This window comes from uncultured Haliea sp., from assembly GCF_963973825.1.
Taxonomy (GTDB): Bacteria; Pseudomonadota; Gammaproteobacteria; order Pseudomonadales; family Halieaceae; genus Haliea.
Window position 1 is genome coordinate 31,778 of record NZ_CAXBAE010000015.1, and the last position, 16,964, is coordinate 48,741.

A 16,964-nucleotide genomic window follows, 5' to 3' on the forward strand; every position below is an offset into this window, starting at 1 on the left:
CCCGGGGCTGCTATCGTAGGCGCCCACAAGCAGCTTTAGGGGTGTCCCATGGCACAGGCAAAGCGCTGGCAGCGACTCAATTGGGAAGATCCGTTCCTGCTGGAGCAGCAACTCTCTGACGAGCAACGTATGGTGCGCGACAGCGCCCGGCAGTACGCCCAGGAGCGGCTGATGCCGCGCGTGCAGGAGGCGTTTCGGCAGGAAGACACCGACCTGGCCATTTTCCGTGAAATGGGTGAGCTCGGCCTGCTGGGCAGCACCATCGACGGCTACGGCTGCCCGGGGGTCGACTACATCAGTTACGGCCTGATTGCGCGGGAGGTGGAGCGCGTGGATTCGGGCTACCGCTCCATGATGAGCGTACAGTCTTCCCTGGTCATGTATCCCATCCACGCCTACGGCAACGAGGCGCAACGTGAGACCTACCTGCCGAAGCTGGCGAGCGGCGAGTGGATCGGCTGCTTTGGCCTGACCGAGCCGGACCACGGTTCCGATCCGGGCAGCATGGTCACCCGGGCGCGCAGTGTGCAAGGCGGCTACCTCCTCAATGGCGCGAAGATGTGGATCACCAACAGCCCGGTGGCGGATGTGTTTGTGGTCTGGGCCAAGACCGACGATGGCAAGATCCGCGGCTTTATTCTCGAGCGCGGCATGGAGGGGCTGAGTACGCCGGCGATTGCGGGCAAGCTCGCACTGCGGGCATCTGTCACCGGCCAGATCGTGCTGCAGGACGTGTTCGTGAGCGAGGCACAGCTGCTGCCCGGCGTGGAGGGATTGAAAGGGCCTTTTGGCTGCCTCAACAACGCTCGCTACGGCATCGCCTGGGGCGCCCTCGGCGCGGCGGAGACCTGCTGGTTTACCGCGCGGCAGTACACGCTGGAGCGGTCCCAGTTTGGTCGACCGCTGGCCGCCACGCAGCTGGTGCAACTCAAGCTGGCGGATATGCAGACCGAGATCAGCCTTGGCCTGCAGGGCTGCTACCGTGCGGGCCAGCTGCTGGATGCGGGGCAGATTGCCCCGGAGCTCATCTCCCTGATCAAGCGGAACTCCTGCGGCAAGGCCCTGCACATCGCCCGCCAGGCGCGGGATATGCTCGGCGGTAACGGCATCTCCGACGAGTATCCAGTGATGCGCCACATGGTGAACCTGGAAGTCGTAAACACCTACGAGGGCACGCACGATGTGCATGCGCTGATCCTCGGGCGCAGCCAGACCGACATCCCCGCTTTCTGAAAGCGGCTCCATTCTCGCCAGACAACAGGTACCGATGATCCGATGAAAACCTTGCTGAAATTTCTGCTGATAGTCTCGCTGCTGGTCGGCGGGGGGCTGTGGCTACTGGCCACGGGCAAGCAGCCCGAGCCCTTCGTGCCGGGCACCGAAAGCGCTGCACGGCTGCAGCCCGGCCCACTGCCTGTGGTCAAGGTGGAGCGTGACTACGTGGACACCTCGCGCCGCACGGATGCCAATGGCGACTATCCGGGCGCCGCCGACCGCCGGCTGGAAACCACGCTGTGGTATCCCGAGAACCGGGAGTCGGCGCCTTATCCCCTGCTGGTCTACAGCCACGGATTTTCCTCCTCGCGTCAGGAGGCAGAGTCGCTGGCGGCGTACCTGGCGAGCCACGGCTACATCGTTATTGCGCCTACCTATCCCCTGACCAACCTGCGCGCCCCCGGCGGTCCGCGCGTGCAGGATGTGGTAAACCAGCCCGCCGATGTCAGCTTCCTGATCGACGAGCTGCTGGCGGCATCCGAGACGCCGGGCAGTGCCCTATACCAGCAGGTTGACCCCGAGAGGATTGGCGCGCTCGGGCTTTCGCTGGGTGGCCTGACCTCGACACTGGTGGCCTTCCACCCGGAGATGCGCGACTCCCGTATTTCAGCGGCTTTGTCGATTGCCGGACCCACCTTCGTATTTACCGATGTGTTCTATCGCCATCACCCGCTGCCGTTTCTGATGCTGGCGGGTGATATCGACGCCATTGTGCCCTGGGAGGACAACGCCAGGCCGGTGCCGGAGCAGGTGCCCGGTGGCGAGCTGGTCACGCTGCGCGGTGCTTCCCATGCCGGTTTTGCCGACCCCGCGGCCGCCATGCGCTGGCTTTCCAACCCGGACGCGGTAGGCTGCTGGATCGTGCAACGCTCCATGGCGGGGGCGGAAGAAGAACCGTGGTTTGACCTGATAGGGCCACCCGAGATGGGCATCAATTACGGTGCGGAATCCGCGCTGTGCACCATGGACCCTCTGCCGGAGGCGATGAACCCGCTGCGCCAGCAGATGCTCACCCGGGTCGTGGTGGGCAGCTTCTTTGATCGGCAGTTCTCGCGCTCGGTCGCAACGCGTGCGGCCGCCGAACGTTACCTGAGCGAAGTGCTTGCCGATGAGCTGATGGAAGCGACCTATGTGCGCGCTGCTGACTGAAGCGCTTACTGGGCGTCGGCGGTAAGGACCTGGATCGGCTGCACCCTGGCCTTGCTGCCACTCGGGTTCAACTGGCGCGCCTCGTTCGCCATGGCGGCCAGTGCGGCCTGTCGGTTGCCCGGGGCAGGGTGTGTGCTGAGGAACTCCGGTGGCCGTTCGCCGCCGCCCACTGACCCCATTTTCTCCCACAGGGTGACCGCCGCATCCGGGTCGTAACCGGCGCGCACGGCGATTTCCATGCCCAGATGGTCGGCTTCAAGCTCCGCGGTGCGACTGTTGGGCAGCTCCAGCGCCAGCTTGGCAGCCACGGCAGCCCCGCCCATCGCGACTGCCGGCCGGTCGGACATGGCGCCGACGGCGACGACGCCCAGCGTGGTCGCCATGGCTCGGGACATGCGCTCGGCGGTGTGGTTGGCCAGTGCATGGGAGATTTCATGGCCCATGATCTGGGCGAATTCCGCATCGGTCAGCTTGAGCTGTTCAAACAGGCCGGTGTAAACCGCCATGCGGCCACCCGCCATGCACCAGGCGTTGACGGTTTTCGGGTCGTCAATGACCGCGACGCTCCACTCCCAGTCTGCGGAACGTGGGTATTCCTGCATCGCCACGGTGACCAGCCTGCCGGTAATTTCGGCAACGCGCTTGGCCAGCGCCTTGTCGCTGGACAGCTTGTTCTGCTTGTCGAGGTCGGAGACCGTGCTCAGATAGGCCGTGCGCGACTCCACGATGGCTGACTCGGGGGAAATCAGCATGAACTGGGAGCGCCCCGTGGGGCTGGTGGCACAGGCGGTCAGCAGGCAGGCCGCGGCGGCCGGGATGAGCAGTCGTTTCATGGGCGGGTCCCTCGCAGTGTGGCGGCCAGTGTAGCCGATTTCCGCGAGGGTTTTGACCCGCCGGGGGAGTGCCGGTTCCGCGTTGCGGAAGGCCTAGAAGGGCAGGCCGTCGTCGATCGAGTGGCCGGCTTCCTTCGGTGTGATCAGGCCCTGCGTGTAGTGCGTGCCGTTCACGTCCTTGCGAATCTCCGCCGCCTGCTCCGGCGTGGCGAAAAACTGGGAGTACCACTTGCGCCCGGTCTTGAATGGACCATCCGTTTTCATCTGCATGATTTTCAGCGCGGGGCGCTTGAACTTCCACACATTGAAGTCGGCGGCGAAGGCCTCCAGGGCGTTGGCCTGAAACTGCTTGGCTGCGGCCTTGTCGGCATCGCTGGCGGGTGATTCGGAGCCGCGGTAGAGCACCGCGTGCCAGGCCTTGACCCTGCCATCGTCCACGGGTGTGTTGGCGATCAGCTCGAACATGACGGCGTCACCGAACACCTGCTTGGACAGCAGCACACCCGGCCCGGTGTACCAGGTGGTGGTATACAGGTAGGTGTTGTAGAGCTGCATCGGACCACCCTGGCGCTGGATGTACACCTGGTCCCGGAGCTCGTTCTCGAAGTACTCGCAGGGTGCGCCGTGGGTGGGGCCCAGGTGGCGGCAGTCGGCCATATTGTCGATGATTTCCTGCGGGTGAATGTCCAGTTCGCCCAGGTGATCCAGTTCCCACTGCACCCACTGCGGGTCATCCCACTGCTTGAGCAGGGGCGCGTCGTAGTCGGGTGCGCGTCCGTCCGGATCGTACCAGGCCATTACGCAGCCCATGCTGTCTACCACGGGGTAGGAGCGTATCGACGCCGATTTGGGGTAAGGGCCGTCGGAGTAGGGGATGTCGTCTACATCGCCATCGCAGCTGTAGCGCCAGCCGTGGTAGGGGCAGCGAATGGAGTCGCCTTCAATCTGCTCGCCGTTCTTCACGATCATGGCACTGGTGCTGGCGGTCAGGTGGGTGCCCATATGCGCGCAGTAGGCGTCCAGCAGCACGGGCTTGCCGCTTTCGCCACGGTACAGCGCGAGATCCTGGCCGAAGAAACGCACGGCCATGGGCCCCGCATCCAGCTCCTTGCTCTCCGCGACAATAAACCAGCCGCGGGGGAATGTGTTGGGTCCGAGATTGTAGTCAGCCGCTGTGGCCATGGTGGTGACCTCCGAGAATCGCTTGGTGTCAGGCAGTATAGCCCTCGCGGGCACCGGGGCTAGGGGCAGCCGCCCCGCTGAGTGCACGCGGTGCGGGTTGGCTCAACTATTTGGTGCGCCGGACCGTGGGCTGTACTGACGCTCAAAGCTGCGTCCAAGGTAAATGCCGGTCAGGCCCCAGCAGGCGGCGATGCCTGCGCCGATCAGCGCAATCGCCGCCATGCCAAGGCCCAGCCCCTGGGTGAGGGCGGTAAACGCCCAGGCGTTGAGCATGTCGCCTCCCCGGTAGACCACAATATCGATCACCGGTTTCGCCTTGAAGCGGGTTTCGCGGTCCACTGCGGTGAACAGCATCTCCCGGGCCGGGCGCGAAATGGCATAGTTACCTGCACGCCGGACCACCTGCACGACCACGACCACGGCAACCGCGGGGGCAGCTGCGAGCAGCAGCATCCCGCCGCAGATGGCGACGGGCACGCTGGCAAGGGTGAAAGGCAGGCCCAGATGATTCGCCATGCGGCCGGTGGCAAAGGCCGCGATCAGCACCGTGAGGGTGTTTACCGCAAGGTCCATGGCAGCCCAGATCTGTGCGCGTCTGCCCTCGTCGTAGTCCGCGAGCAGGTTTTTCAGCTCAAAATAGACAAACGAGCTGATGGCGGTGTAGAGAAACAGAAACAGGGCGATGCCCCACAGGTAGCGGTTGTCGCGAAATGCAGCAAAGCCGGCAAAGGGGTTGCCGCCGATGGTCGCGAGCTCATCGCGGCCGCTGCTGACAAAATCCTGCGCGAGGCCCTTGAGCTGTTGCCGTTGCAGCAGCGCAATAACGGGTAGCGTGAGTACCAGCATAAGGGCCGCGATCAGCAGCAAGGGTTCTACGCCGCCTGTACCCGCCAGCACGGTGACCAGGGCCGGCCCCCCGAGGGCACCGATACTCGCGCCGGCGCCAATGAAGCCGAACAGCCGCTTGGACTGTCCGCGGGAGAAGCAGTCGGACATGAAGCTCCAGAACACGGACACATGAAACAGGCTGAACACGCTGACCCAGACGTAAAACGCTTTGTCGATCAGGGTGTTGCGCGTGTCACCGCTGGCCGCGAGGTAGAAGAGTACGAAACTCAGGGCAAAGCAGCCGTAGACACCGGGTACCAGGTACTGCAGGCGGATACGCGCAACAGCGGCGCCATACAACGAGACCGCCGCTGTACTGAAAACAAAGGTGAAGGTCCACAGCCAGCTGACTTCCGCATCGCTCCAGTTGCTGGCCATTGCGTCGCGGACCGGGCGTAGCAGGTAGTATGCCCCCATCAGCGTCAGTATCAGGACAAAGGACGCGAGGGTGGCAGTGACTTCTCTGGTTTCTACCTCACAGGCCAGTGACAGCAGGCGTTGCAGCGGGCGGCGTGTGGGGGTCAACTGCTGGCTCGCAGCGCGGCAAAGACCCGCAGCATTTCCTCTCGCTGCGCTGCATCGGGCAGGGCGCCGAAGCCCGCCTGCATGTTGTCCTGCATGTGTCTGGGGCTGGAGGTGGCCGGTATCACGCAGGTCACCGCGGGATGGCCGAGAATGAATTTAAGGAAAAACTGGCCCCAGCTGCTGCAGCCCAGCTCTGTTGCCACAGCGGGCAGCGGGGCACCGCGGGTTGCCGCAAACAGGTCGCCGCGCTGGTAGGGGCGGTTGATCATGGTGGCAATGCCGCGGTCTGCGGCGGTGGGCAGCAGCGCTTCCTCCGCCCGTCGGTCGGCAATGTTGTAGCTGAACTGCACGAAATCCAGGGGTTCCTCGCGCATGATCTGCAGAAATTCGGCGTGATCGCGTCCGTGCGAGGTGGTGATCCCGATATAGCGGACCTTGCCTTCCTCTTTCCAGCGCTTGAGGGTGTCCAGCTGGGTGCGCCAGTCGACCAGGTTGTGCACGGCAATCAGGTCGAACCGCTCCACGGCCATGCGCCTGGCGGATTCTTCCATCTGGGCAATACCCGCTTCGCGACCATCGGTCCATACCTTCGTTGCGGCAAACAGGGGGGGACGTTCCGGCATCGAGCGCAGCAGGTCGCCCACGCGGGTTTCCGCCTTGCCATACATAGGGGATGAGTCGATAACCTGGCCACCGTTGGCAAAGAACGTCTCCAGCACCGCCATGAGGGGTTGCGCCGCATCCGCTCCGGCGTCGACATCGAAGGTGCGGGAGGTGCCCATGCCGATCACAGGCAGCATTTCCCCGGAGGCGGGGATGGGGCGCCGCAGGGCTGTGCCGCGTGGCGCAGGCGCGGCGGCGTGGAGAGTGCCGCCCCGTGTCGCGGCGAGCAGGGCACTGGCAAGCAGGAGTTGACGGCGACTGAGCATGGCAAACCTCGCGGGCGGCAAACGTCGCGTCAGTATTTCAAGCCCGGACTTGCCGGGTCAAGTTCTAGCGACCGGCGAGCAGCCAGCGGCGCAGCCGGTTGGAATCGCCGAAGGGGGTGAGCTTGCCAAAGGAGTTCAACAGCACGATGGACACCGGCTCCCCCTCAATGGTCGCCTGCATGACAAGACAGCGGCCGGCCTCGTTGAGGTAGCCCGTCTTGCTGAGCCCGATCTGCCAGTTCTGGTTCTTCAGCAGGCGATTGGTGTTGTTGTAATTCAGGGGGCCGCGCCGGGCAAAGGGGTAGACGGCCATACCGGGTGTGGTGCTGGCCTCGGCGATCAGGGGGTATTCGCCAGCAGCGCGCACCATGATGGCCAGGTCGCGCGCAGTGGACAGGTTCTCGCCGTGCAGCCCGGCGGGGTCGGCGAAGCGGCTATTGCGCATGCCCAGCTGCTGCGCCTTGTCGTTCATCGCCTGCACAAAGGCATCCAGGCCGCCGGGGTAGGTTCTGCCGAGGGCACTGGCAGCCCGGTTTTCCGATGACATCAGCGCCAGCAACAGCATGTCCCTGCGGCTCAGGGTTGCGCCGTAGTCAAGGCGTGAGCCGGTCTGGCGCACCACATCGCGATCGTCCTTGGTGATGGTAATGGCCTGGTCGAGATCCAGCTGTGCATCCAGCGTCACCATGGCGGTCATCAGCTTGGTGATGGAGGCGATGGGCCGCACGGTGTCGGTGTCCTTGCCGTAGATGACCTCGCCGGACGCGTCGAGAACCAGCGCAGAGGCAGAGCGCAGGTCGGGGTTGCCGCTGAGATGCGTGAACTTGCCGGCATGTGCCGCCTGGGTGGTTAGTGCGCTGAGCGCGAGCAGGACAAGGGCCAGTGGCAGGTTCTTCATGGGGGCTTCCGTCATGTTGCGTTGGCGCCATTCTGCACCAGAGCCGGGCCCGGAAAAAGGGGCGGTCGTGAAAAGCCCTTCAGCCCGGCTCGGATTCTGCACCTGCGGTCACCCGCAGCAGGCCGCGGAAGATACGCTGCGCCGATGTCTCGCCGCTGAGCACCTTGTACACGTCACTGGCGATGGGCATTTCGACGCCATACTGCTGCGCCAGCGCCATCACCGCGGGGGCGCTCTTCGCGCCCTCAGCGACCATGAACATGTCCGCCGCGATGGTTTCCAGCGTCTTGCCGCGGCCCAGCTCCATGCCGACGTGGCGGTTGCGGCTCTGCGCGCTGGTGCAGGTGGCAATCATGTCGCCCATGCCCGCAAGGCCGGAAAACGTCTCCGCCTTGCCGCCCATGGCACAGCCCAGGCGCGTGATCTCGGCGAGACCGCGGGTAATCAGCGCGGCGCGGGTGTTGTCCCCGGCGCCCAGGCCGTCGCCCATGCCGACGGCGATGGCGATGATGTTCTTCAGCACGCCGCCCAATTCGCAGCCCACCACATCCGTGTTGGTGTAGACACGGAACAGGCCGCTGGAAAACAGGCACTGCAGCTCGCGCACGATAATGGCATCTTCCATGGCAATGACGCTGGCCGCGGCCTGCCCGGCCATGATTTCCCGCGCCAGGTTGGGCCCGGTAAGCACACCCACGGGGTGGCCGGGCAGCACTTCCGCGATGATCTCGGTCATGCGCATGCGGGTGTCCAGTTCCAGGCCCTTGGTCAGGCTGATTACGGGTACCCAGGGCCGGATATGCCTGCGTACCTCCTGCAGCACGCTGCGAAAATTCTGCGAGGGAATACCCATCACGATCACGTCTGCACCGGCGACCGCCTCGCCGATATCCGCGGTCGCCTGCAGTTTCTCGGGCAGCCTGGCACCGGGCAGGTAGGTGGCGTTGCTGTGCTCCTCGTTGATTTCCCTGACCGTTTCCGGGTTGCGCGCCCAGAGTATGGCGGGCGCATTGCGCGCCACCAGCGCCGCCACGGTGGTGCCCCAGGAGCCGCCGCCCAGCAGGCCGACTTTCAGGTTGTTCATTGCAGGGATTCCTTGCTTCGGTCGCGTCCGGTCAGGCCCAGCGCGCGGATAACTTCCAGGCGCCGCTTCAAGGCACGCAGCTGCCTCGCCAGTGCCTGCCTGCGCGGTCCCAGCTCGGGGTCGTCGCCGCCGGTCAGTTTACGGTGCTCAAGCATCTGGTAGCCGTTGCGGAACAGCAGCTTGCCGATTGACGACGCACTGCTGATGCGTCGCTGCAGGTAGAGTTGCTGACCCAGAGTGAGGGCATCGGTGACACACTGCTGGCTGTCCAGTGGCGCGTCGCCCATACGCGCCGCCAGGTCGGAGACCACAGAGTAGGCCTCGACATAGGTCAGCAGCGTGACGTGGGCCACCACCGGTGTCATGCCCAGCAGCAGCTGCGTAAAGCCGCCGGGCGTTCTCGCGGGCAGTGATTCCCAGTCGGGATGGTAGCGGGCAAGCTCGTCGCGGATCTCCTGGTGGAATTCCGCCGTAGGCGAGTAGAAGAACTCGAATTTGAACAGGTCCCGCAGTTCGTCCACCTCGGCCCAGAATGTTGTGAGAGCGTCTGCATCCTTGCCTTCTGTGGACTTTACCAGCGCCAGTTCAATAATCGCCTTGTTGACGAAGAAGTGAATAACGGTGTTCCGGTAGTAGCTCGCGACAGGGTGTTGCTCGAGCGCGATGGCGTAGACATCCTCGGGGCCCTCGTCGTAGCGGGAGACAATCCCCTCGTTGATCATGATGCCGAGCAGACCGTCCATCTGCTCCGCGTAGCCACGGTCGAAGTCCGCGGATATGCGCAGGGAGCGCGCCTCCGCCCAGTCCAGCAGCGCTCGCAGGTCCTCCACCACCTCCGCTTCGGTCAGCGCCTTGGGTGCTGCACCCAGCAGGCTCATGGTCACCAGCGAGGGGAAGGTAATGGGGGTGACGCGATTGGCCTCGACTGCCACTTCAAAGGCGATTTTCGACAGGGCGAGGCTGTCATCCGGTTCCGGCGCCGACGGCAGAACCACCGGGGTGCCGATGTCCATATAGATCTTGCCCATGGGCCGCGCCAGGCTGCGCACATAGCCGATAAACCAGCGCAGCGACTCGGCCCCCTTGCCGCGCCCGGTTTGTTCAGTGGCGTATTCCTCCACATCGCGGATCAGGTCGTAGCTGATGGAGATGGGAATAATGTGAATATCGCGCGCATCGGTGGCGTGGCAGGCTTCCAGTGCATATTTGAGCAGCCCGTAGCGCGGTGGCATGAGCTTGCCCAGGCGGGAGCGCGTGCCCTCGAAGGACCAGTTCATCGGAAAGCGCTTCTCCATCAGGTAGCCGATGTAATGACGCAGCGTGAGCTTGTACAGCGCGTTGTCGCCAAAGCTGCGCTTGATGAAGATGCCACCCGAGCGACGGATGAGAAAGCCCATCCCGGCGAAGGCGATATTGGCGCCGCCGAACATGTGCGGCATGGGGAAGTCGTTGTCGTAGAGAACCTTGGGCACCACCATGCCGTCGAGGTAGGTTTTATGCGTCCAGAGCAGCAGGGAGGGGTGGTCGCGCACGGTCTGTCGCATGGCCTCAATGGCTTGCGGGTCGCAGACGATTTCCCGCTCATAGCCCAGCCGCAGGCAGAAGCTGCAGAAACGCGCCCAGACATCCAGCCAGAAGGTGCTGGGGATGGAAATCATTTCCTCCATGTAGGCCTCTGCCTGTTTCAGCAGGGCCTCGCGGGTCGTACCCTGTTCCTGCGCCAGCTTTTCCAGGGCTTCGTTGTAGCTGCGGTTGGCGCGCAGGCTTTCCGCTACATAGCGCGGTACCTTGTAGCGGCCGCCCTGCAGGCGGCGCTCGGCGATATCCAGAACCACCGCGGCCTGCCGTGCGACAAAGGTGCCGAACGCCGCACTGTCGGCTGCGCTTTCCTGGGCATACTTGGTGTTGTAGCGCTGTCGCAGGTTGCCCAGCGAATCGGGCTCGCCGCACACCAGGTGCATGCGCTCCGGCTCCTTTTCCGCGATGCGTCGGGCGCGCCGGGGGCTTGGGCGTCGCGGATCGCCCAGAATCAGGTCCCGTAGCTGGGGGCCCGAATTGATCGCGGCAAGCGGTGGCGTCCAGGCCACCCGCAGGGGCGCAATGATGACCTCGTCCGGCAGCGACAGGCGTTCGCGCAGCTCGCGCGTATCGATGCCCCGACGGTCGTCCCCCAGGTCGATAGTGAGTGCCTCGCAGTCGCGGCCAGCGCCCGTCTCGGTATGCTGGTCAAGCCAGCGCTGCAGCAACGCTTCTTCAAAGCGGTTGCTGGTGTCCAACAGGAAGAGTACCGGTCCGCTGCCCGGAGGCCATGGGCACTGGTCGAACTTGCCCTCCAGGGTCACAGATCGCGCACCGTATCGGCCCGGCTCTTGGGCCTTGCCTTGGGCCTCGGTTCAGGCGGGCGCTTGCGTACAGCTGCCGCCTTTGGCGTCGCTTTGGCGGCCACCTTCGTCCCTGTGGACGCCGTCTTTTTCCGCGCTGCGGTTTTCTTTGCTGTGGCGACTTTCTTCTTTGTGGGGGTCTTTGTGCCGGCTTTGGCCTTGGCTTTGGATTTGGTTTTGGCTTTGGTTTTTGCGGGGTTTGGACGCTTTGCAGTGACGCTGGCGGCTTTTTCGGCAGGCTCCAGTGGCTGTCCCAGGACGGCCAGCATACGGTTGCGCACCTCGCGGATGTGCTCGTTGAGATCACTCACCTGCCAATTGGACGTATCGATGGGCTCCAGCACTTCAACGTCCACCGTGGCGGGTCGGAACACGAACTCGCCTTTCGGGGCGACATCTCCGGCATTGCGTATGACGATGGGGATGATGGGGACTCCGGCCTGCATGGCGAGGTGGAAAGCACCTTTTTTGAAAGGGCCGAGACGCGGTGACACGCTGCGCGTGCCCTCCGGTGCCAGCACCACCGATTTACCTTCGTCCCGCATCGCCTCAACCAGCGGTGTCATCGCTTCGATGGCGCTCGCCGAGTTGGCGCGATCAATCATCACCACACCGGCGGTTTCCAGTACCCGGCCGATCACCGGCATATCGCGAATTTCCTTTTTACCCACCCCCGCCATGTCGGCCCGCAGCAGGCTGGCGATCACCACCACATCCGCCTTGCTCTGGTGGTTGAAGATGAACACCGCCGGTCGGTGCGACCACAGGTGCTGCTTGCCTTTGACGTTGAGGTCCAATCCAATCAGTGCGCTCGCGGTGTCCGCGAACAGTGACAGGGAGAAATTCAGCGACTGGCGTTTCGATCGGGTCAGTGCATAGACCGGCAGGCCGGCGAGAAAGGTCGGCACCAGGCTCACGGTTGCCGCCGCTGAACGCAGGTAGAGCGACAGCGAGGGGCGGCCGCGGCTGGAGAAGCGCGCGACGGGCCAGTGCCGGTCCCGGGCGATGCCCAGCAGACGCGTGTTCGGGTTCAGGACCCTCGGCAGGCCCACACGTTCCAGCAGCAGGAGGTCGTCGTGGCTGTCACTGTAAAAGAAACTCTGGTCGAGGTCGGCGCCCTGCTCGCCTGCGAGGCGTTCTGCCGCATCTACCTTGCCCTGGCCGAAGCAGGTGGGCCGGATTACCTGCCCGGTGAACAGCCCGTCCTCGACTTCCAGTTCGGTGCACATGACGTGCTCAATGCCCAGGTCGCGCGCGGCCGGCACAACCTGGTATGGCGTGGCCGAGGAAATCACGGCGACGGTGTGCCCCTTGGCCAGGTGGGCATTGATCAGGGCGCGCGATTCCGGGTAGATGCGACGCGCGAGCTGGTCGTTGTACAGCGTTTCCCCGAGATCTTCGTAGCTGGCTTCGGTGATGCCGCGCAGGAACTGGGTTGTCACGGTCATCATGGCGGAAAAGCCGAGGTTGCCCAGCCCGAAGCTGGTCATGGCCTGGGCCAGTTCCAGCAGCTCCCGGGTTTGCAGGTCGCCGCGCCGCAACTGTTCGCGGATGAACGAGGTTGCGGAGTAGCCGGAGATAATCGTGCCGTCGAAATCGAATATGGCGGCAATGGCTGGACCATCCGGCGCGGCCGCTATATCCCTGAGAAGTTGTTGAACACTTGCCATGCCGATCCCCGCCGCGCCAGTGTGTAGTCGCCTGTTATGCCTTCAAGCATATCATCCCGCTTGTGAGAGGGAAGCGTTCAGGCAAGCGGGGTCAACGTGCCATCCGCAGCGACCTGCATCAGGGCATTGCGCGGGTCATCGGTCTCCCAGTAACCACGCAGCGACAGCAGCTTGCCGGCGTCATCGACGTGATAGGTGAACACACCGTGCACCTTCTGCTGCAAGGTTTTGCCTTCGCCGCCGTCGATAGTGATGGTCAGCGTGACCAGGTTGGCAACCTCGTTGCCCGCGGCAAAGGATTCAAGAATCTCGATGCGGATGTCCACCGGCGCTATGAAGTTGTCCCAGAAGGCTTCTCGTGCCGCGGGCCCACGGTGCCCCTTGCCGGCCGGGTCAATGTGCGAGACCCCAATAGGGTCCTCGATGATCGCGTCCTCAGCGTAGAGGCCCAGCCATCCGGCCTTGTTCTTGCTGTGAACGTACTCGCGCGAGAGCAGGGCTGCTCGCCGCGCCGGGTGCTCGTTATCAAACATACCAATGTCCTGTTATTCGAATGACTGGACAGTGGAGTGTATACGCATTCGGTTTTGCGGCGCCACAGTCGCGTTTCCCGGTTCACCCTTGGCGGAGTGAAAGCCCCGGTCGCGGCAAAAACCTTGCCCGCGAAACTGGTTGAGGAATCCTCGCGGCAGCTTTATAATCGCGGCCCTCACGACAGGACCATAGCTCAGTTGGTTAGAGCGCTACCTTGACATGGTAGAGGTCGGCGGTTCGAATCCGCCTGGTCCTACCACCCTTACTTCCCCCTAAAACTGTCCACGATCTCCTGCAAGCGCGATTCGCTGGCAGATTTCGCATCGGCGAGTTTCTGTCCCGCGTCATCGATCTGCTCCTGCAGCTTTCGGGTGCGCTCCTTGAGCTCGGTTTGCATGTCCGCCCGCGCTTTTTCGCTTTCGGCTTCGGCCATTTTACGTTCCGCCTCGGCCTGCTCTGCTTCGATCTTGTGATTCAGTTGCTCCATTCGTTTCTCAATCATTTCGGTAGCTGAGTCGAGTAGTGACATGGTGGAACCTCCAATGTGGGTCGTGGGTTTTCTCGGCGTTCGATGAAAAGTCGGGGCCTTGCGACCCCGATTGGCAGCTGTTATGGCGCCGGCGGCTTGCGACCAGTCACCAGGTGGATGACCAGCAGCACGATACCGATGACGAACAGTATCCATGCAATCTGGCTCGCGATGGCGGCAATGCCAGAGGCGCCAAGCAAGCCAGCGACGAGACCAACCACAAGAAAGATAAGTGCCCAGTACAGCATGATAATTCTCCTCGTTGCGCCTTCAGGTGCCCAGTTGTGCAGACACGCTGAGCGGCTGTAAGAGGGTTGTTGCGAGAACCGTGCCAAAGCCGCTCAGATCGCTTGAAAGCCCTGTATACCTTGGGTCTGGCGAGGAGTGAGTTGATGCGCTGCGTCTCAGGTGACGCCCTGTACTTGCAAAAATGACCGGGGGTCCTGCACCTTTTTACAAAAACAGTGGTGCAGCTGAGGCGGGCGATGCTCCCTGCGGTGGTGATGACGCGGATTTGCGCGCGGAATCCATATTGGTGTGGATTATGCATCCCCCAACGGATGACGTAGCAAGAGGGTGAAAGCATGGACCAGGCGACGCCAACCGCAAACCTGCTGGGCGCTGGAGTGTATGATGCCCGTGGCTCTGAAGTCGGGGTGATCTCGGAGCTGCAGATCGACCCCGCCGCGGGCATTGTGCGCTTCGCGCGAATCACGCTGCCGCAACGGGGCACGGTACTCATGCCCTGGGCAGCCATGTTCCGGGTGAAGCACAGGCAGGGCTTCGTGTTGACGGCTCGGGGAGAGCAACTGTTGCGCGAGAACCGGGAGTGACGGGCCCGGGCCGGCCCGCGTGTCCTAATCCTTCTCGTATTCCTTGAGTTTGTTGTACAGCGTCTTCAAGGCGATGCCGAGCGTTTCAGCAGCCGCCTTCTTGTTGCCTTTGCAGGCCTCGATGGTCGCGAGGATCTGCTGCTTCTCGGTCTGCTGCAGTGATTCTCCCACGGATATGCGCAGGAATTCACCGGCCTGCTCAATCTGGCCCTCGGGCAGGTGCTGCGGCTCGAGCGTGTCTTCGGCGAGGATAAAAGCCCGCTCTACGGCGCTTTTCAGCTCGCGCACGTTACCCGGCCAGGCGTAGTCTTCAATGGTGGCGATGGCATCCGGTGAGAAACGCTTCGCTGTGCCGTGTTCCGTGTTGAGTTCGTTCAGGAACGCGTGCGCCAGACCTGCGATATCCCGGTCACGTTCGCGCAGCGGCGGCATGCGCAGGCAGAACTGCGCAATACGGAAATAGAGGTCTTCACGCAGCAAGCCCTCTTGAATCGCCGCCTCCGGATCCCGGTTGGTTGCTGCAACAAAGCGCACGTTCATCGACAGGTCCTCGGTGCCGCCGACGCGACGAAACTTGCCCGTTTCCAGTACGCGAAGCAGCTTGACCTGCAGGTCCAGCGGCATCTCCCCCACCTCGTCGAGTAGCAGCGTGCCGCCCTCTGCCCTTTCAAAGTAGCCGGCATGGCGCCGCTCCGCACCACTGAAGCTGCCTTTCTCGTGGCCGAAGAGCTCGCTTTCCGCCAGTTCGCTGGCGATAGCCCCACAGTTCATGGCGACGAAGGGACCCTCCGAACCGGACATCTGGTGCAGGGTCTGGGCAGCGAGTTCCTTGCCGGTGCCGCTTTCACCCACCACGAGTACCGTTGCACTGGAAGGTGCCACCTTCCTCACTACGCGGTACAGTTTGCGCATCGCCGGTGAGTTGCCGCGCATCATGCCGAACTGGTCGATGGCCACGCTGTCATCAACGGCGTCCCCGCTCGCCTCCTGCGCGCATTCCCGGCCGATATCCTCAAGCACTTCGCCGATGAATACGGCGTCCAGTGGCTTGCGAAAGAAGTAGCTCGCCTGCTCCCGGATACCGCGCTGCGTGCGTGCGGGATCATCGTCATGATGTATCAGGGCGACATCGGTGTGGTCCCGAAGCAGGCTGTTCTTGCCCAGCAATTCGAGGCCTTCTCCGTCAGGCAGGTCCAGGGCGATGAAGGCCACCGCTAGAGCGTCAGCATGTGCCTCGAGGGTCTCGCTGGCCTCGACAAGAGTGCCGCAGTGCAGGGTGCTAAACCCCTTTGCGGTAAGCAGCTCGGAGAGTGCATCAACGGTCTCCTGATCGGCGTCAACGATCAGGCCCAGGGGCGCAGCAGTGCCCTGCGTTACCACCAGGGGTAGAAGGCGGGCATGGCGGACGCTTTGCCGCTGAAGTTGGGGTCGCGTTTCTCCCGGAAACTGGCGACCCCCTCCTTGCCGTCCTCCAGGCTGGTATAGAACATGGCGATGGAATCTACTTCGTGCGCCACACGCGGGTGTTCCGCTGCCGCATTCCGGTACAGCATTTGCCTGGCCAGTGCGATGGCCACCGGCGAGCGGTTGGTGATGATGCGCTGCGCCAGGGCGCGCGCCGCCGGCAGCAACTCATCGGGCGTATAGACCGCCTTCACCAGGCGGCCGCTCATGGCTTCCTGCGCATCGAAGATGTCTGCGGTGTAGACCCATTCCAGCGCTTGCTGAATACCGACGATACGCGGCAGGAACCAGCTTGAGCAGGCTTCTGGCACAATGCCGAGCTTGCCGAAGACAAAGCCGATGCGCGCACGGTCGGAGGCCAGGCGGATATCCATCGCCAGGGTCATGGTGGCGCCAATGCCTACCGCAGCGCCGTTGATGGCGCCGATCACCGGCTTCTTGCAGTCGAAAATCGCCAGTGTGACCCGGCCGCCGGTGTCGCGCACACCGTCGACGATCTCTGGATCGTCAGGGCGCTCGCGCAGGTCTGCCAGTGTGGGTGTCAGCGTTTCATTCAGGCCAAAGGTGTTGCCGTCGGGTGACAGGTCCATGCCGGCGCAAAAGGCGCGGCCGGCGCCGGTCACGACAATGGCGCCGATGTCGTCATCGTCGCTGGCGCGCGTGAAAAAATCGATAAGCTCGTTGGCCATCTCCACGGTGAACGCGTTCAACTGCTCGGGACGGTTCAGGGTGAGGGTGCAAACCCGATCCTCAACCTGGGTGGTGAGTGTCTGGTACTGATACACAATTC

General features: G+C 63.4%; 16 protein-coding genes and 1 tRNA gene. 4 read left to right on the forward strand and 13 right to left on the reverse strand.

Going from position 1 to position 16,964, the window contains the following annotated elements; all coding sequences use genetic code 11:
- Positions 1–48: 48 nt before the first annotated feature.
- Positions 49–1,233 (forward strand): acyl-CoA dehydrogenase, encoded by a 1,185-nt coding sequence (locus AACZ17_RS15275; RefSeq protein WP_290745574.1) that lies wholly within the window; start codon positions 49–51, stop codon positions 1,231–1,233.
- A 42-nt stretch (positions 1,234–1,275) separates the two neighbouring features.
- The gene (locus tag AACZ17_RS15280; protein ID WP_290745571.1) at positions 1,276–2,424 is read left to right on the forward strand and encodes a CocE/NonD family hydrolase; all 1,149 of its coding nucleotides are present in this window, start codon (positions 1,276–1,278) and stop codon (positions 2,422–2,424) included.
- Between the two features lie 5 nt (positions 2,425–2,429).
- On the opposite strand, the gene AACZ17_RS15285 is transcribed toward AACZ17_RS15280, so the two are convergent.
- The 9 genes from AACZ17_RS15285 to AACZ17_RS15325 form a co-directional block, all read right to left on the reverse strand.
- Positions 2,430–3,257 carry a M48 family metallopeptidase gene (locus AACZ17_RS15285; protein ID WP_290745570.1) on the reverse strand — a complete coding sequence of 276 codons (828 nt, stop codon included), beginning with the start codon at positions 3,255–3,257 and terminating at the stop codon, positions 2,430–2,432.
- A gap of 93 nt (positions 3,258–3,350) precedes the next feature.
- On the reverse strand, positions 3,351–4,439 hold the full coding sequence (locus AACZ17_RS15290) for a Rieske 2Fe-2S domain-containing protein (protein ID WP_290745567.1): 1,089 nt from the start codon (positions 4,437–4,439) through the stop codon (positions 3,351–3,353).
- A gap of 102 nt (positions 4,440–4,541) precedes the next feature.
- Positions 4,542–5,852, reverse strand: coding sequence for an MFS transporter (locus AACZ17_RS15295; RefSeq protein ID WP_290745564.1), 1,311 nt, complete (start codon positions 5,850–5,852; stop codon positions 4,542–4,544).
- Positions 5,849–6,781 carry an aldo/keto reductase gene (locus AACZ17_RS15300; RefSeq protein WP_290745561.1) on the reverse strand — a complete coding sequence of 311 codons (933 nt, stop codon included), beginning with the start codon at positions 6,779–6,781 and terminating at the stop codon, positions 5,849–5,851. The genes AACZ17_RS15295 and AACZ17_RS15300 overlap by 4 nt, the downstream gene beginning before the upstream one ends.
- Positions 6,782–6,845: 64 nt before the next feature.
- A complete protein-coding gene (pbpG, locus tag AACZ17_RS15305; protein ID WP_290745558.1) occupies positions 6,846–7,679 on the reverse strand; it encodes a D-alanyl-D-alanine endopeptidase in 834 nt (277 codons plus the stop codon).
- 79 nt (positions 7,680–7,758) lie between these two features.
- Positions 7,759–8,763 carry an NAD(P)H-dependent glycerol-3-phosphate dehydrogenase gene (locus tag AACZ17_RS15310; RefSeq protein WP_290745555.1) on the reverse strand — a complete coding sequence of 335 codons (1,005 nt, stop codon included), beginning with the start codon at positions 8,761–8,763 and terminating at the stop codon, positions 7,759–7,761.
- Complete coding sequence (locus tag AACZ17_RS15315; protein ID WP_290745552.1) at positions 8,760–11,105, reverse strand: glycerol-3-phosphate 1-O-acyltransferase; 2,346 nt, start codon at positions 11,103–11,105, stop codon at positions 8,760–8,762. Before AACZ17_RS15315 ends, AACZ17_RS15310 begins: the two co-directional genes overlap by 4 nt.
- Entirely contained in the window at positions 11,102–12,814 is a 1,713-nt protein-coding gene (locus tag AACZ17_RS15320) for an HAD-IB family hydrolase (RefSeq protein WP_290745548.1), read from the reverse strand. Before AACZ17_RS15320 ends, AACZ17_RS15315 begins: the two co-directional genes overlap by 4 nt.
- A gap of 77 nt (positions 12,815–12,891) precedes the next feature.
- Positions 12,892–13,347 carry a nuclear transport factor 2 family protein gene (locus AACZ17_RS15325; protein WP_290745545.1) on the reverse strand — a complete coding sequence of 152 codons (456 nt, stop codon included), beginning with the start codon at positions 13,345–13,347 and terminating at the stop codon, positions 12,892–12,894.
- Between the two features lie 183 nt (positions 13,348–13,530).
- On the opposite strand from AACZ17_RS15325, the gene AACZ17_RS15330 reads away from it, so the two are divergent.
- Positions 13,531–13,607, forward strand: a tRNA-Val gene (locus AACZ17_RS15330).
- Positions 13,608–13,610: 3 nt separating this feature from the next.
- Here AACZ17_RS15330 and AACZ17_RS15335 read toward each other — a convergent pair.
- Together AACZ17_RS15335 and AACZ17_RS15340 are read right to left on the reverse strand one after the other, a co-directional pair.
- The gene (locus AACZ17_RS15335) at positions 13,611–13,877 is read right to left on the reverse strand and encodes a hypothetical protein (protein WP_290745542.1); all 267 of its coding nucleotides are present in this window, start codon (positions 13,875–13,877) and stop codon (positions 13,611–13,613) included.
- An 80-nt stretch (positions 13,878–13,957) separates the two neighbouring features.
- Complete coding sequence (locus AACZ17_RS15340; protein WP_290745539.1) at positions 13,958–14,125, reverse strand: DUF1328 domain-containing protein; 168 nt, start codon at positions 14,123–14,125, stop codon at positions 13,958–13,960.
- A gap of 336 nt (positions 14,126–14,461) precedes the next feature.
- On the opposite strand from AACZ17_RS15340, the gene AACZ17_RS15345 reads away from it, so the two are divergent.
- Entirely contained in the window at positions 14,462–14,710 is a 249-nt protein-coding gene (locus AACZ17_RS15345; protein WP_290745536.1) for a PRC-barrel domain-containing protein, read from the forward strand.
- 24 nt (positions 14,711–14,734) lie between these two features.
- On the opposite strand, the gene AACZ17_RS15350 is transcribed toward AACZ17_RS15345, so the two are convergent.
- Positions 14,735–16,090 carry a sigma-54 dependent transcriptional regulator gene (locus AACZ17_RS15350; RefSeq protein WP_290745533.1) on the reverse strand — a complete coding sequence of 452 codons (1,356 nt, stop codon included), beginning with the start codon at positions 16,088–16,090 and terminating at the stop codon, positions 14,735–14,737.
- On the reverse strand, positions 16,084–16,959 hold the full coding sequence (locus tag AACZ17_RS15355; RefSeq protein WP_290745531.1) for a crotonase/enoyl-CoA hydratase family protein: 876 nt from the start codon (positions 16,957–16,959) through the stop codon (positions 16,084–16,086). Before AACZ17_RS15355 ends, AACZ17_RS15350 begins: the two co-directional genes overlap by 7 nt.
- Positions 16,960–16,964: the final 5 nt, after the last annotated feature.